We start from the raw sequence: 13,620 nt of genomic DNA, 5'->3' as shown, positions 1-13,620 counted from the left end.
CAGCAGTTAGAGTCAATTAGACCTTTACGACTGGATCCCCGTGCTGGAACATTCCGTACAGACACCCCCGATCGCGCAGCCGAGCCCGCTCGCCGTCGGAGACGCCCCGGCGAGCGCTGCGCGGTCAGGCGCTGCGGGGTCAAGCGCTGCGGGGTCAAGCGCTGCGGGGTCAAGCGCTGCGGGGTCAAGCCTGGCCGTGTCGACCGTGATCTTCGCCCTGCGCCCCGACGACGAGTCCGGGCTCAAGACCCTGTGGCTGCCCCTCGTTCGGCGCACCCGCGACCCACACCGAGACCTCTGGGCGCTGCCCGGCGGATGGCTGCCGGCCGACGAAGAACTTGCCGCAGCCGCAGCCCGCACCCTGCGCGAGACCACGGAGCTGTCGCCGCGCTACCTCGAGCAGCTGTACACCTTCGGCGATATCGACCGCTCCCCCGGGCTGCGCGTGGTCTCCGTCGTGTACTGGGCGCTGGTGCGCTCGGAGGTCGCGGAACGGGCATCCGTTGGTGAAAACGTGCGCTGGTTTGCGGCCGACCAACTGCCGCCGCTGGCGTTTGACCACAACCGCATCGTGGAATACGCGCTCTGGCGGCTGCGCACCAAGGTCGAATACGCCCGCATCGCGCACGCCTTTCTCGGTGACACGTTCACCCTCGCCCAGCTGCGCGAGGTACACGAGGCCGTGCTGCAGAAAGCACTCGACCCGGCCAATTTTCGGCGATCAATGGAGGCGAGCGGCACCCTGATCAGCACCGATCAGCACGTGGCCGGTGCCCGACATCGACCAGCGCGGCTCTACCGCTATGACGGTCGCGCCAGCGAGCACGACCCGCCGGGGCCGACGCTCTAACCTCCTTCTCACTTCCCATCACTTCCCTAGGAGCACGACCATGACTATTCCCTCGGTCGAGACCACTATTCGTCTCATCGGCACCGGCAAAGCCGCCGGCAGCACGTGCAGCCCCGACCTGGCAACAGATCCGTGGGAATTCGATACCCGAGCCCCGGGCTACGGCCCCGGATCGTCGATGGGTGACGTTATTCCGGCCGGCTCTCCCCGCCAGGGCGCACTGCCCGAGCGCTACCGCACTGCCTCGCCGGAGGAACTCAGCGCCCGCATCGTCGAGGCCAAGAACGTGCTCGGCGACTCGGTCGTCATTCTCGGACACTTCTACCAGCGCGATGAGGTGCTGCGGCACGCCGATTTCGTCGGCGACAGCTTTCAGCTCGCCCAGGCCACCCAGAGCCGCCCCGACGCCGCCGCTATCGTGTTCTGTGGCGTGCACTTCATGGCCGAAACCGCCGACCTGCTCTCCGGGCCCGACCAGGCCGTGATTCTGCCGAACCTCGCGGCCGGCTGCTCGATGGCCGACATGGCCGACATCGACTCGGTCACCGAGTGTTGGGAACAGCTCGAAGACCTCTACGGCACCGAAGCGGATGCCTCCGGCCGGGTTCCGGTAATTCCGGTCACCTACATGAATTCCTCCGCCGCACTCAAGGGCTTCTGCGGCGAGCACGGCGGCATCGTCTGCACCTCGTCGAACGCCAAGGCCGTGCTCGAATGGGCCTTCGAACGCGGCCAGCGCGTATTGTTCTTCCCCGACCAGCACCTCGGCCGCAACACCGCCAAGGCGATGGGGGTGCCGCTCGACCAAATGCCGATGTGGAACCCGACCAAGCCGCTCGGCGGCAACACGGCCGAGCAACTCGACACCGCCCGCGTCGTGCTCTGGCACGGATTCTGCAGCGTGCACCGCCGCTTCACCGTGCCGCAGATCGACGCCGCCCGCGCCGAGCACCCCGGTGTGCAGGTCATCGTGCACCCGGAATGCCCGATGGCGGTCGTCGACGCCGCCGACTCGGCCGGATCCACCGACTTCATCGCCAAGGCCATCGCCGCAGCTCCGGCCGGTACAACCTTCGCCATCGGCACCGAGATCAACCTCGTGAACCGGCTCGCCGCCCAGCACCCCGAGCACAAGATATTCTGCCTCGACCCGGTGATCTGCCCCTGCTCGACCATGTACCGCATCCACGCCGGCTACCTGGCCTGGGTGCTCGAGGCGCTCGTCGGGGGCGGTGAGGCGCCGGGCCAGGTCCTCAACCAGATCACGGTGTCGGCCGATGTCGCCGTACACGCGCGCGTCGCCCTCGAGCGGATGCTGGCGGCCCGACCGCCGGCATCCGTTGCGCCCACTGCTTTGCCGGACTCACACCTGGTCGGCGCCTGACATGGCCGCGATCCTCGTGATCGGCAGCGGCCTCGGCGGCCTGCTGGCCGCAGTGCGAGCAGCGGATGCCGGCCACCAGGTGGTGCTGGTCACCAAGTCGGTACTGCCCGAGAGTAATACCCGCTATGCCCAGGGCGGAATCGCCGCCGCCCTGTTTCGGGACGACTCGGTGGACGCCCACGTGCTCGACACGCTGCGCGCCGGCGCCGGTCTGTGCGACCCGGCGGCCGTGCGCGTGCTCTGTGAGGAGGGTCCGGCGCGGGTGCGCGACCTGATTCGATTCGGCGTGGACTTCGACCGGGATGAATCCGGCGTGGCCCGCGGCCTCGAAGCCGCCCACTCCCGCTCCCGCGTCGTGCACGCCGGCGGTGACGCCACCGGCGCCGCGGTCGAGGCAGCGCTCGTGGCGACCGTGCAACGCCGCGCCACGATCGAGGTGCGGGAGCACACCATGCTGATCGACCTGATCGTGGACGATGACCGGGTGACCGGCGCCCGCGTGCTCGGCCCGGACGGCGTGCAGCTTTCGCTGGCCGCTGACGCCGTGATCCTAGCCACCGGCGGCGCCGGCGCGCTGTACACGCACACCACCAATCCCTCCGTCGCAACCGGGGACGGGGTGGCGGCGGCGTGGCGAGCGGGAGCATCCGTTACCGATCTGGAGTTTTACCAGTTTCACCCGACCGCACTCGCCGTGCCCGGCACACCGCTCGTGTCGGAGGCGGTGCGCGGTGAAGGCGCCGTGCTGCGCGATCAACTCGGCGATCGTTTTATGCTCGCCCAGCACGCCGACGCCGAGCTCGCGCCGCGCGACGTCGTCGCCCGGGCGATCGCCAGCCAGATGGAGCAGCAGGGCGGCACGCCGGTGCTGCTCGACGCCACCGCACTGGGCCGCGAGCTGCTCGAAACCCGGTTTCCCACGATCACAGCGGCCTGCCGGGCTGCTGGTTTGGACTGGGCGGTCGATCCGATTCCGGTGGCCCCGGCCGCGCACTACTGGATGGGCGGCGTGGAAACGGATGCCTGGGGCCGAACCACCCTGCCCGGCCTCTTCGCCGTCGGCGAGGTCGCCCGTACCGGAGCGCACGGCGCCAACCGGCTCGCCTCCAACTCCCTGCTCGAGGCAGCCGTGTTCGCGGACCGAGCCGTACGCGCGCTCGGCGAGCCCTGGCGGGCGAGCACGACGCTGTCCCCATTCACAGTGCTCTCCCCCAGCTTCGCCAACGCGACCCGCTCTGAACACCGCCCCCACCCGCTGTTCGACCCGGCCAACGCGAGCCAACCTGCGGATACCTCCCCCTCGCTGGTCGAGCCTGCCGAGACCGCCACGAGAACACCACCGGCCGGTCTCGGCACGCTGGTCAACCGCCAAACGCTGCAGCAGCTCCTCTGGGACTCCGCCGGAGTACACCGCTCCGGCGTCGGCCTCCGGCACGCCGCTCACAGCCTCACCCAGTGGGTCTCGCCACCAGCGACCAGCCGCGACGTCACCGCCCTCGAGGACCGCAACCTGCTCGACCTGGCCCGCCTGCTCGTGAGCGCAGCCCTGGCCCGCGAGGAGTCACGCGGCGCGCACTACCGCTCCGACTTCACCGACACCCGGCCCGAACTCGCCATGTCTTACTCGCAATCCCGCTCACTCATTCCGGCCAAGGAGGCCATCGCATGCTGACCGCACACTCCATCGACGTTGTCGTGCAGGCCGCCCTCGACGAGGACGCGCCCTGGGGCGATCTCACTTCGGCCGTACTCATTCCGGAAGACGCCGTCGCGATCGCCCGGCTCGAGGCGCGCGAACCCGGCGTATTCAGCGGCACCGCCGTCTTCGCGGCGGCCTTTCGACTGACCGACCCGCGCATTGAGGTGCGTCCCTTCGTCCAAGACGGCGATTCGTTCGACACCGGCGCCACGCTGGCCGAGGTGACCGGCCCCGCCCGCGGCATCCTGCAGGCGGAGCGCATCGGGCTGAACTTCGTGCAGCGGATGAGCGGAATCGCCACCCTGACCGCCCGGTACGTCGCCGAGACGGCCGGCACCACGGCCCGCATCGTCGACACCCGCAAGACCACGCCCGGGCTGCGCGCCCTGGAGCGCCAGGCCGTGCGCGATGGCGGCGGCCACAACCACCGGTTCAGCCTCTCCGACACGGTGATGGCCAAGGACAACCACCTCGCCGTCCTCGCGGCCGGCCCGCTCGGCCTGACCGAGGCCCTGCTTGAAGTGCGGGCGAAGCTTTCGCACACCACCCACTTCGAGGTGGAGGTCGACCGGCTCGACCAGATCGACGACGTGCTTGCGGCCGGCATCGACACGATCATGCTCGACAATTTCTCTTCGGAGGATCTGCTGAAAGGCGTTCAGCAGATCGCCGGTCGGGCCATCGTCGAGGCCAGCGGCGGAGTCTCGCTCGACACGGTACGTGCCATCGCGGCATCCGGTGTCGACGTCATCTCGGTCGGTGCGCTCACCCACAGCGTGCACTCGCTCGACCTCGGGCTCGACGTGGCCATTCGGGTCAGCGTGCCGGCCGGATTCGCACTCTGACTCCATGATCTACCTGGACAACGCCGCAACGACCCCGGTGCGCCGCGAAGTGCTTGAGGCGATGTGGCCGCACCTCACGAGCGGCTTCGGTAACCCGTCGAGTCACCACCAGGTCGGTGAGGCGGCCGCCGCCGCGCTGCGGGAGGCGCGGCGCAGCGTCGCCCGGTCGCTCGACTGCCGCCCCGGCGAGGTGACGTTCACGAGCGGCGGCACCGAAAGCGACAACCTCGCCGTCAAGGGGGTCGCCCTCGGCGCCCCGCGCGGCCGCCACATCGTCACGACTCCGATCGAACACGAGGCCGTGCTCGATTCCTGCGATTACCTGCGCCGACTGCACGGTTTTGAGATCACCCTGCTGCCAGTGGATGCCGCCGGCCGCGTCGACCCCGCCGACCTGGCCCACGCGCTCCGCCCCGACACGACCCTGGTCTCGGTGCACTACGCCAACAACGAGGTCGGCACCGTGCAGCCCCTGGCTGAACTGGCCGCTGTCGCGCAGGGTGTCCCCTTTCACACCGACGCGGTGCAGGCCGGTGGCTGGCTCGACCTCAACGTAAAAGCCCTCGGCGTGGACGCACTGAGCCTCTCCGGCCACAAGCTCGGTGCTCCCCCCGGCATCGGCGCCGTCTTTCTGCGTGGCCGCCTCGTGATCGAGCCGCTGCTGCACGGCGGTGGCCAGGAGCGCGGCAAGCGCAGCGGCACCGAGAACGTCGCCGGTGCGGTGGCCCTCGCCGTGGCGCTCTGCCTGGCCGGCGAGGAACGGGCTCTCACTGCCCAGCGCACCAGCGCCCTCCGCGACGAGTTCATCGGCACGGTGCTGCGCGAGACGCCGTCGGCCCGGCTCACCGGGCACCCGACCGACCGCCTGCCGGGCACCGCATCGTTCGTCTTTCCGGGCACCAGCGGCGAGGCGGTGTTGCTCGAGCTCGAAGCGCGCGGCATCGTCTGTTCGAGCGGGTCCGCCTGCGCGGCCGGCAGCAGCGAGCCTTCGCATGTGCTCACTGCCATGGGCCTATCGGCCGACGTGGCGTTGACCGCTGTTCGGTTCACGCTGGGTGCTGGCACGTCGGCGGCGGAGGCTGCCGAGGCGGCGGCATCCGTTCGTGCGGCGGTAGCTGCGGTCGCCAGTCTCGGCACCTGACGCGAACCAAGTCGGCACGGTGCGGCCAACGCTAGAGTCATCGTTATGAGCAGATCTCAGGTCGGGCGTGCGCTGGTACTCGTGAGCCTGGGCCTCACGCTCATGCTGAGCGTGACTGCGTGTGCGCCCCTGAACCTGCCCCGGTCGCCATCGTCGTCGACGACACCGCGAGTGATACCTACCCCCCAACTCGCCGAGGCGCCCACGGCACGCGACGTTGCAGGTTGCCCGCGCGCGACGATCAACGTGGCATCCGCTGACGAGCTGTCCTCGGCACTCATCGACGCCGCGCCCGGGGACGTCATCGGGCTGGCGGACGGAAACTATCAGGGCAACTTCGTCGCGACGACGTCAGGCACCGTCGACGAGCCGATCACTCTGTGCGGCGGAACCGACAGTGTGCTCGACGGCGGCGACCCGATGAACGGCTACGTGATGCATCTCGACGGCGCCCAGTATTGGAATCTGGTGGGGTTTTCTGTCACCAACGGGCAAAAAGGTGTCATGGCTGACGGTACTGTCGGGTCCACCATTCGCGCACTGACCGTCTCTACGATCGGTGACGAAGCCATCCACCTGCGCCGGTTCAGCACCGACAACACCGTCGCCGACAACACCGTTTTCGACACCGGGTTGCGCAAACCGAAGTTCGGCGAGGGTGTCTATATCGGCACAGCCGACAGCAACTGGTGCGAAATCAGCGGATGCCAGCCAGACCGGAGCGATCGCAACACGGTGACGGGCAACTCGTTCTCGCAGACGACCTCGGAAGCCGTCGATGTAAAGGAGGGCACGAGCAACGGAATTGTCAGCCACAATACCTTCGACGGGTCGGCGCTGAGCGAGGCCGACTCCTGGGTGGATATCAAGGGAAACGGCTGGGTCATCGACTCGAACACCGGCACGAATTCGCTCCGTGACGGTTTTCAGACCCACGAGATCCTCGACGGGTGGGGCACAGACAATATCTTCCGCAATAACACCGCCGCCGTGAACGGTCCGGGCTTTGGCTATTCGATGACGCCGGAGCTCAGCAACATTGTTGAATGCAATAACACCGCCACCGGCGCCGCGGAGGGCGTCATGAATGTGACCTGCCGCGCCTCCTGACAACGTTGCTATGACCTGATATTGTCATGACAATCAGCTAAATCTCTTGGCATGTCAGTGAAGGGGTCACATGAGCGCGAAGGAAGAAAACACGCTCCCCATGGGAATGTTCATGGATCTGGAACGGTCCGGCCCGATTCCGCTGTATTTTCAAGTCTCGCAGCGCATCGAGAAGGCCATTCTCAGTGGTGAGCTGCCGGCCGGATCACGCTTGGAGAACGAGGTCGCCCTCGGCCAGCGCCTGGGCCTCAGCCGCCCAACAGTGCGCCGCGCCATCCAAGAAATCGTCGACAAGGGCCTGCTGGTACGCCGACGCGGCATCGGAACCCAGGTCGTGCACGGCCAGGTGACGCGCAAGGTCGAACTGACCAGCCTCTACGACGACCTCACCAACACGCATAAGGTGCCCTCGACGCACCTTCTCGCTCTCGAAACCCGGGTAGCGGATGCGAAAACGGCTGAGCGACTCAGCGTGGCCGAGGGCAGTCCCACCCTGTACATTCGGCGCGTGCGCCTGGCCGATGACGTGCCGGTCGCCGTGATGGAAAACTGGCTCCCCGAGGAATTCATCGGAATCGAACCCAACGATCTCGTCGCGCACGGGCTCTACCAGGTGCTGCGTTCGCGCGGTGTGACGATGCGGGTCGCCCGCCAGCACATCGGAGCACGCAAATCCACCAACGAGGAGTCCGTGCTGCTGGAGATCGAGAAGAATGCGGCGCTGCTCACGATGGACCGCACGGCCTTCGACAACTCCGGACGCGCGGTCGAGTTCGGCCAGCACTGCTACCGCCCCGACCTGTACTCCTTCGAAGTGACGCTGGTTGAGAAGTAGCAGTCCTGCCAAAAGCATCAAAAAAGTCTGGCCGCCTAACCCCGAAGGGTCAGATGGCCAGACTTTTTTGTAGATCCAGCGGGTTAGGCGCGAGCGAGTTCGTGGGCGAGAGCGTCGAGTTCCGCTCCCCCGGCCATGAGCTTGGTCATCTCTTCGATCGTGATCTCGCTCTTCTTGAAACCGCCGAGGCTGGTTCCACGCTTGAGCAGCAGAAACCGGTCGCCGAGCGGGTAAGCGTGGTGCGGGTTGTGCGTAATGAAGACCACGCCGAGGCCGCGATCGCGGGCCTGAGCGATGTATTTCAGCACGACACCGGCCTGCTTGACTCCCAGAGCAGAGGTCGGCTCGTCGAGGATGACAACCTTCGCGCCGAAATACACGGCTCGGGCGATGGCCACCGACTGGCGTTCACCGCCCGACAGGGTGCCGATCGGCTGGTCGACATCGCGCAGGTCGATGCCCATCTTGGCGAGTTCTTCCTTGGTGATCCGGCGCATCCCCTTGACGTCCAGCTGGCTGAACGGGCCGAACCCGCGCGTCAATTCGGAGCCGAGAAAGAAGTTGCGCCAGACCGGCATCAGCGGAACCACGGCGAGGTCCTGATACACCGTGGCGATACCCAGGTCCAGTGCCTCGCGCGGGCTGCCGAAGGTGCGCTCGACACCGTAGGCGAGAAGCTTGCCGTGGGTGTGCGCGTGCGCCCCGGAGAGAATCTTGATGAAGGTCGACTTGCCGGCACCGTTGTCCCCCAACACACAGAGCACCTCACCTGCCCCAACCGAAGCCGATACTCCCTGCAGCGCCAGAATCGAACCATACGTCTTGCCGATATCCCTAACCTCAAGAATGGGCGGGGCAGCGGATGTGTCTCCCCGCGTCATGAGCGAACTCCTGCCTGGCGGCGTACATAAAGGTTGACGAGCACGGCCAGCAGCAGCATCCCACCGAGGAACGCCTTGAGCCAGTTGTTATCCCACTGGGCGAAGACGATGCCCTGCAGGGTCATGCCGTAGATGAGCGCGCCGAGGGCCGCACCGATGGCCGATCCGTAGCCGCCGGTCAGCAGGCATCCGCCGACCACAGCGCAGATGATGTAGATGAATTCCTGGCCGATTCCGGTCGTGGCCTGCACCGTCGAGACGTCGAACAGCTGGAGCATTCCGACGAGCCAGCCTGCACCGGCGGTGGTCATGAACAGGCCCAATTTGACCTTCATGACCGGCACGCCCACTTGGCGTGAGCTTTCGATCTGGCCACCAACCGCGAAGATCCAGTTTCCGGAGCGAGTACGCAGCAGAATCCAGGTGGCGAGAGCGGTTATCGCGATCCACCAGACGATGGAGATCTTCACGTCCATGCCGAATAATGCGAACGAGGAGCCGAAGAACACCTTGACAGCATCGAAGCCGGGAACGGCGCTCATGCCCTGAATCGACACCGTGCCGGTGATGATCTTGGTGACCGCCAGGTTCACTCCCTGCAGAATAAAGAAGGTGGCGAGGGTGACGATGAAGCTCGGCAGCCCGGTCTTCATCACCACGAAGGCGTTCGCCGCACCGATGGCCAGGGCCATCGCCAGGGCAATCACGAGGGCGAGCCAGATAGTGACGCCCCACTCGGTCGTGACGATTCCGACGATCAGTCCGGTCGTACCGACCATGGCGCCGGCGGAGAGGTCGAACTCCCCGCCGATCATGAGCAGGGCAACCGCGACGGCCATGATGCCGAACAGCGATGCCGAGTAGAGCCAGGTGGCCACGCCGGCAGGCGTCAGAAACGCCTGCGTCGAGACCGAGAAGAAGATAAAGATGGCGAGGGCGGCCACCGCTGCGCCGACCTCGGGTCGGCGCAGCAGCGTGATGATGAGACCGGCTGGCTTGAGCCTTTCATCGATCATCCGTTCATCAATCACCGCGGGTGCGGTACGGGTCATCGCGTTCCATTCTTCGCGAACTTCGCGACCTCGGCTGCGTTGTCTTTCGTGACGAAGCCGGGGCCGGAGTAGACCGGCAGACCGCCGCCGACAACATCGCCGTTGCGAGCCTGCAGGGTGAGGAAGGTCACCGGGAGGTAGCCCTGGGAGTAGGGCTGCTGGTCGACGGCGAACAGGATCTTGTCGACGAGTATCAACTGGGTGACGTCGGAAGACACGTCAAAGGTCGCCAGTTGCGCCGTGCTGGCGGCTTCCTCGATGGCCTGGCTGGCCGCGACGGCGATGCCCGGGTTCAGGGTGAGCACGCCATCGATGGACGAGTCGGCCAGAAGGCTGCTCTTGATGGTGTTCTGAGCGTCCGCGATGTTCGCGACGTCAACCTGAACGTTGGTGACCGTGCCGCCGAGGGTGTCAGCTGCTCCATCGCAGCGTTCTTCCAGCCCGGTGTTGCCGGCCTCGTGAATGACGCAGATGACGTTGCTGACACCAGCTTCGGCGAGCTGCTCGCCCGCGCCCTGGCCGGCGATGAACTCACTCTGACCGATGTGGGTCTGGGCACCGAATTCCTTGGACTGATCAAGGCCGGAGTTGATGGTGATCACCGGGATGCCAGCGGCGACCGCCTTTTCAACCGCATTCCGAACGCCGTCGGGGTTGGCCATCGAGACGATGAGGCCATCCGGATTCGTGGCGATGGCTGCAGCGATCAACTGGCTCTGCTTCACCGGGTCGCCATCGCCCTGGTACGTGACGGTCACCCCGAGGTCGGTGCCGGCCTGCTCCGCGCCGCTCTTGACGACGTCCCAGAAGGTGTCGCCCGGTGTTCCGTGCGTGACGACGGCGATGACAATCTCCGCGGATGCGGCGGTCGTCGTGTCTGCCGAATTGGCCGTACATCCTGCCAGCGCCAGGGGAATGACGATGAGCGCGGCGAGCCAGTTTCTGTTCTTCTTCATGTCTGCAACCTTCGTTGCATCAATTGTCGCCTGTCCAGCGTGAAATCGACGTACGCGATCCAAATCGCAGTCACGCGCCCGATTCGCTCCCGACCTTCTCATCTTGCCCAAAAGTGATCTCGCCAAGACCTGGATCGAGCCTGTCGAGACTTCGATCAGCAAAAGTCAGGCGCCCAGCGGGCGGAAGGTACAAAAAAGCCCCCGGAACCAAGGGTTCCGGGGGCATCTGTTGCGGGGGCAGGATTTGAACCTACGACCTCTGGGTTATGAGCCCAGCGAGCTACCGAACTGCTCCACCCCGCGCTACAAGTACAAATTTAGCACACCCTGAAAGTTCGGTCGACCACTTGTGGCGATATTGCCAATTGGGCACCGAAAATTGGTTCCTCTACTGGCATCAAACACCATCAAGCAGGACAGCCGCAAGGGATCGCCATTCTCCGCACCAACAGGTGTTCAGGTATGGACAGCTGCTCTAACTCGGTGAAGTCGGAATCGATTCACGGGAAGATCCACGGCCTTCCACCTTGCCGCTGCACGCCACGGGTCTGCGGCGTTTCCAGTGCACCACTTCCGGGCGTCTCAGCGCTCCCGGCCTCGCCGCGTCTCAGAGACGCTCTATTCCGGGCCCAGCGGTGGCTGGGTCCACTGTCCGATCCTCGGCCCGGTATCGCGGCTCGCCCGAAGTGTCGCGTGGAATACATTACTCCGCAGTGTTGGCCAAATAAACAAACAGTGTAAAAGTTTCATTTATATATTCGATTTACTATCAACTTGACCATCCGCCTCAGATGATGGCCGCCAGTGAACTCCTGCTCATTCAAAGGTGAATCACGTAGAACTGCGGATCAGACCTCTGGAGTTTGAAATTTCTCCGCACAAATCAAAAATGAGTTGCGCTCGCTTTTGTGTTCGATTCGGAGTAGAATCGTTGCGAAGGAGGCAATGGCGCCCATGTTCATGGAAAACACCGGTGAGGCCAGTTCGAATGCTGTCATTGTGGCGGTCGGGCAGGCTCGGGAGATTCTCCTGAAAGCGTTGGGTTCGGTGTCGTTTGGGTCGCTGGGAGATGAAGAATCCTTGAGCATATTGCTCGCCCTCGAGAGCGTCGGCCGGGTTGTTGATGGTGCCCGGGTGCTGTCCACGACGGATGTGCTGCGCCGCTCCGAATACCTTGATGCGTCCGTTGCTAAGACTGCTGCGGCAAAGACGGCCGATCAGACCGAGATAGAAGCGGCTGGCGCGGTGTCTCTGGCCCGCCGGCTCGGCTGCCGCAGCGGCCTCGTGCTGGTGTCCACCCTGGCGCGGTTGTCGCGCAGTGAGGTGCGGCAGCGCGCGTCGCTCGGCAAGAATGCCGGCGAGCGGATGCTGCTCGGCCGACCCCTCGCACCGACCTACCCCGTGGTGGGTGAGGCGTTGCAGGGCGGGGAGCTCGGAGTGGAGCAAGCCCGCGTCATCGTGTCCGTGCTCGACGGCCTGCGCGCCTCGGTGCTGGTGGACGACCTCGACCGCGTCGAGCGCTCCTTGGTAGCGAGCGCGTCCGGCGCCATTACCCCGGAGACCGAGGGGCTGCCCGGTGCCGGTATCGCATTTGCGCCGGAGTTACTCCGGCAGCAGGGCATCGCGTGGCAGGCGCGCCTCGCGCCCGACGGGTGCGCTCCGGGTGAGGCCACGGCGGAACGGCGCAGCTGGTTCACCTTCGGTGGACTGAATAACGGCGGCTACAGCCTGAACGGCTGGCTGACCACCCTCGACCGGGCCATCATCGGCACCGTCTTCGACGCCTACCTCTCCTCCGCTGCCGTAAACCCCGTTCCCGGCGCGATTCCCCGAGCCACGGTCGCCTTCCACGAGACCGAACCGTGCGAACTATCCGATGCGGACAGCACGCACAACGATGAAACCGACGGCATCACGGACAGCGACGGTAATGACAGCAAAGCAAGCACCAGCACTGATAGCAGCGCCAGTGACGTCCTCACGATTTGCGCCAACGATGACCGTAGCGCGCAGGCCTCGAACGATGTCCCGGTCGAGCACTGCGAAAGCGGCGAGCAGACCGGGGGCCAGCACGGGCAGGCCGACGACGAGAACGGCCCGATCGGCCATGCCCAGGGCTACGACCAGGGCTACGACGAGCGGACCGGAGCAAACGCGGGCCAGGCCCTCAGCCCCTGCCCGCAGGAACCCGCCGATACCCGCTCGATCAGTGAGAAGCAGGCCGGGATCCTCCGCGCGGTGTTCGAAGCGGCCGCCCGGCAGCCGGGCACCCCAACGATGGGCGGCGCGGCACCGACGGTACTCGTGCACATCACTATCAACGACCTCCTCGCCGGCCGCGGCGCCGGCTGGATCGACGGCATCGACGGACCCCTCACCGTGAAACAAGTCGATGAGCTGCTCTGCGCCGGCGGGTATCAGCCCGTGTTGTTCGGCCACAAGGGTCAGGTTGTTCACCTCGGCGACAGCAACCGGTTCTTCACCGCTAGTCAGCGCCGCGCATTGGCCGCCCGCGACGGCGGCTGCGTCATCCCCGGCTGCACCGTGCCACCGCAGCTAACCCAAGCGCACCACGTCGTGCCCTGGCGCAAGGGCGGCCTCACCAACATCGACAACGCCGTACTGATCTGTAACGCCGGGCATGCGAGCATCGAGACCTCCGGCTGGGACATCGACATGCGAGACGGACGCCCCTGGGTCCGCGGCCCCCTCATCTTCGACCCCACCCACACCTGGCGCCCCGCCGGACAAAACCGCGCCGCCACCCCGGCCGAGAAACCCAACTGGGAAAAGTAGGCCCGCGCGGTCGCGTGCTCGACCAACGGGATGGCCGGGCTGAGCAGACAGCCAGCGCAGGGCTGAGGTCT

11 protein-coding genes and 1 tRNA gene are annotated in these 13,620 nt (G+C 66.0%); 8 read left to right on the top strand and 4 right to left on the bottom strand.

The window, feature by feature from the left end; translation table 11 throughout:
• Window positions 1-190: 190 nt before the first annotated feature.
• The 7 genes from E3T46_RS04310 to E3T46_RS04280 all read left to right on the top strand — a co-directional run bounded on the left by E3T46_RS04310 (window position 191) and on the right by E3T46_RS04280 (window position 7,864).
• Entirely contained in the window at window positions 191-850 is a 660-nt protein-coding gene (locus tag E3T46_RS04310) for an NUDIX domain-containing protein (RefSeq protein WP_241980462.1), read from the top strand.
• A 40-nt stretch (window positions 851-890) separates the two neighbouring features.
• The gene (nadA, locus tag E3T46_RS04305; RefSeq protein ID WP_134577586.1) at window positions 891-2,234 is read left to right on the top strand and encodes a quinolinate synthase NadA; all 1,344 of its coding nucleotides are present in this window, start codon (window positions 891-893) and stop codon (window positions 2,232-2,234) included.
• A 1-nt stretch (window position 2,235) separates the two neighbouring features.
• Window positions 2,236-3,906, top strand: a complete 1,671-nt coding sequence (nadB, locus tag E3T46_RS04300; RefSeq protein ID WP_134577585.1) for an L-aspartate oxidase — start codon at window positions 2,236-2,238, stop codon at window positions 3,904-3,906.
• The gene (nadC, locus tag E3T46_RS04295; protein ID WP_134577584.1) at window positions 3,900-4,778 is read left to right on the top strand and encodes a carboxylating nicotinate-nucleotide diphosphorylase; all 879 of its coding nucleotides are present in this window, start codon (window positions 3,900-3,902) and stop codon (window positions 4,776-4,778) included. Before nadB ends, nadC begins: the two co-directional genes overlap by 7 nt.
• A gap of 4 nt (window positions 4,779-4,782) precedes the next feature.
• Window positions 4,783-5,919 (top strand): cysteine desulfurase family protein, encoded by a 1,137-nt coding sequence (locus E3T46_RS04290; protein WP_134577583.1) that lies wholly within the window; start codon window positions 4,783-4,785, stop codon window positions 5,917-5,919.
• A gap of 45 nt (window positions 5,920-5,964) precedes the next feature.
• Window positions 5,965-7,029 carry a right-handed parallel beta-helix repeat-containing protein gene (locus tag E3T46_RS04285; protein ID WP_134577582.1) on the top strand — a complete coding sequence of 355 codons (1,065 nt, stop codon included), beginning with the start codon at window positions 5,965-5,967 and terminating at the stop codon, window positions 7,027-7,029.
• A gap of 70 nt (window positions 7,030-7,099) precedes the next feature.
• On the top strand, window positions 7,100-7,864 hold the full coding sequence (locus tag E3T46_RS04280; RefSeq protein ID WP_134467458.1) for a GntR family transcriptional regulator: 765 nt from the start codon (window positions 7,100-7,102) through the stop codon (window positions 7,862-7,864).
• 83 nt (window positions 7,865-7,947) lie between these two features.
• On the opposite strand, the gene E3T46_RS04275 is transcribed toward E3T46_RS04280, so the two are convergent.
• The 4 genes from E3T46_RS04275 to E3T46_RS04260 all read right to left on the bottom strand — a co-directional run bounded on the left by E3T46_RS04275 (window position 7,948) and on the right by E3T46_RS04260 (window position 11,056).
• Entirely contained in the window at window positions 7,948-8,745 is a 798-nt protein-coding gene (locus E3T46_RS04275) for an ATP-binding cassette domain-containing protein (RefSeq protein WP_134577581.1), read from the bottom strand.
• Entirely contained in the window at window positions 8,742-9,797 is a 1,056-nt protein-coding gene (locus tag E3T46_RS04270) for an ABC transporter permease (RefSeq protein WP_198419101.1), read from the bottom strand. The genes E3T46_RS04275 and E3T46_RS04270 overlap by 4 nt, the downstream gene beginning before the upstream one ends.
• Complete coding sequence (locus tag E3T46_RS04265) at window positions 9,794-10,753, bottom strand: sugar ABC transporter substrate-binding protein (protein ID WP_134577580.1); 960 nt, start codon at window positions 10,751-10,753, stop codon at window positions 9,794-9,796. The genes E3T46_RS04270 and E3T46_RS04265 overlap by 4 nt, the downstream gene beginning before the upstream one ends.
• Window positions 10,754-10,982: 229 nt before the next feature.
• Window positions 10,983-11,056, bottom strand: a tRNA-Met gene (locus E3T46_RS04260).
• A gap of 642 nt (window positions 11,057-11,698) precedes the next feature.
• Between E3T46_RS04260 and E3T46_RS04255 the strand changes: the two genes are divergently transcribed.
• Window positions 11,699-13,549, top strand: coding sequence for an HNH endonuclease signature motif containing protein (locus tag E3T46_RS04255; protein ID WP_134577579.1), 1,851 nt, complete (start codon window positions 11,699-11,701; stop codon window positions 13,547-13,549).
• Window positions 13,550-13,620: the final 71 nt, after the last annotated feature.

The organism is Cryobacterium sp. Hh11 (assembly GCF_004404045.1).
Lineage (GTDB): Bacteria > Actinomycetota > Actinomycetes > Actinomycetales > Microbacteriaceae > Cryobacterium > Cryobacterium levicorallinum.
Note: the sequence above shows the minus strand (reverse complement) of the source record. Positions and strands in the feature narration are given on the sequence as shown.

Bases quoted from the DNA above. Each gene is read 5' to 3' on its own strand.
- E3T46_RS04275 (WP_134577581.1), bottom strand. From the start codon at position 8,745: ATGACGCGGGGAGACACATCCGCTGCCCCGCCCATTCTTGAGGTTAGG.
- nadB (WP_134577585.1), top strand. From the start codon at position 2,236: ATGGCCGCGATCCTCGTGATCGGCAGCGGCCTCGGCGGCCTGCTGGCC.
- E3T46_RS04280 (WP_134467458.1), top strand. From the start codon at position 7,100: ATGAGCGCGAAGGAAGAAAACACGCTCCCCATGGGAATGTTCATGGAT.
- E3T46_RS04290 (WP_134577583.1), top strand. From the start codon at position 4,783: ATGATCTACCTGGACAACGCCGCAACGACCCCGGTGCGCCGCGAAGTG.
- E3T46_RS04285 (WP_134577582.1), top strand. From the start codon at position 5,965: ATGAGCAGATCTCAGGTCGGGCGTGCGCTGGTACTCGTGAGCCTGGGC.
- E3T46_RS04270 (WP_198419101.1), bottom strand. From the start codon at position 9,797: ATGACCCGTACCGCACCCGCGGTGATTGATGAACGGATGATCGATGAA.
- nadC (WP_134577584.1), top strand. From the start codon at position 3,900: ATGCTGACCGCACACTCCATCGACGTTGTCGTGCAGGCCGCCCTCGAC.
- E3T46_RS04265 (WP_134577580.1), bottom strand. From the start codon at position 10,753: ATGAAGAAGAACAGAAACTGGCTCGCCGCGCTCATCGTCATTCCCCTG.
- E3T46_RS04255 (WP_134577579.1), top strand. From the start codon at position 11,699: ATGGCGCCCATGTTCATGGAAAACACCGGTGAGGCCAGTTCGAATGCT.
- nadA (WP_134577586.1), top strand. From the start codon at position 891: ATGACTATTCCCTCGGTCGAGACCACTATTCGTCTCATCGGCACCGGC.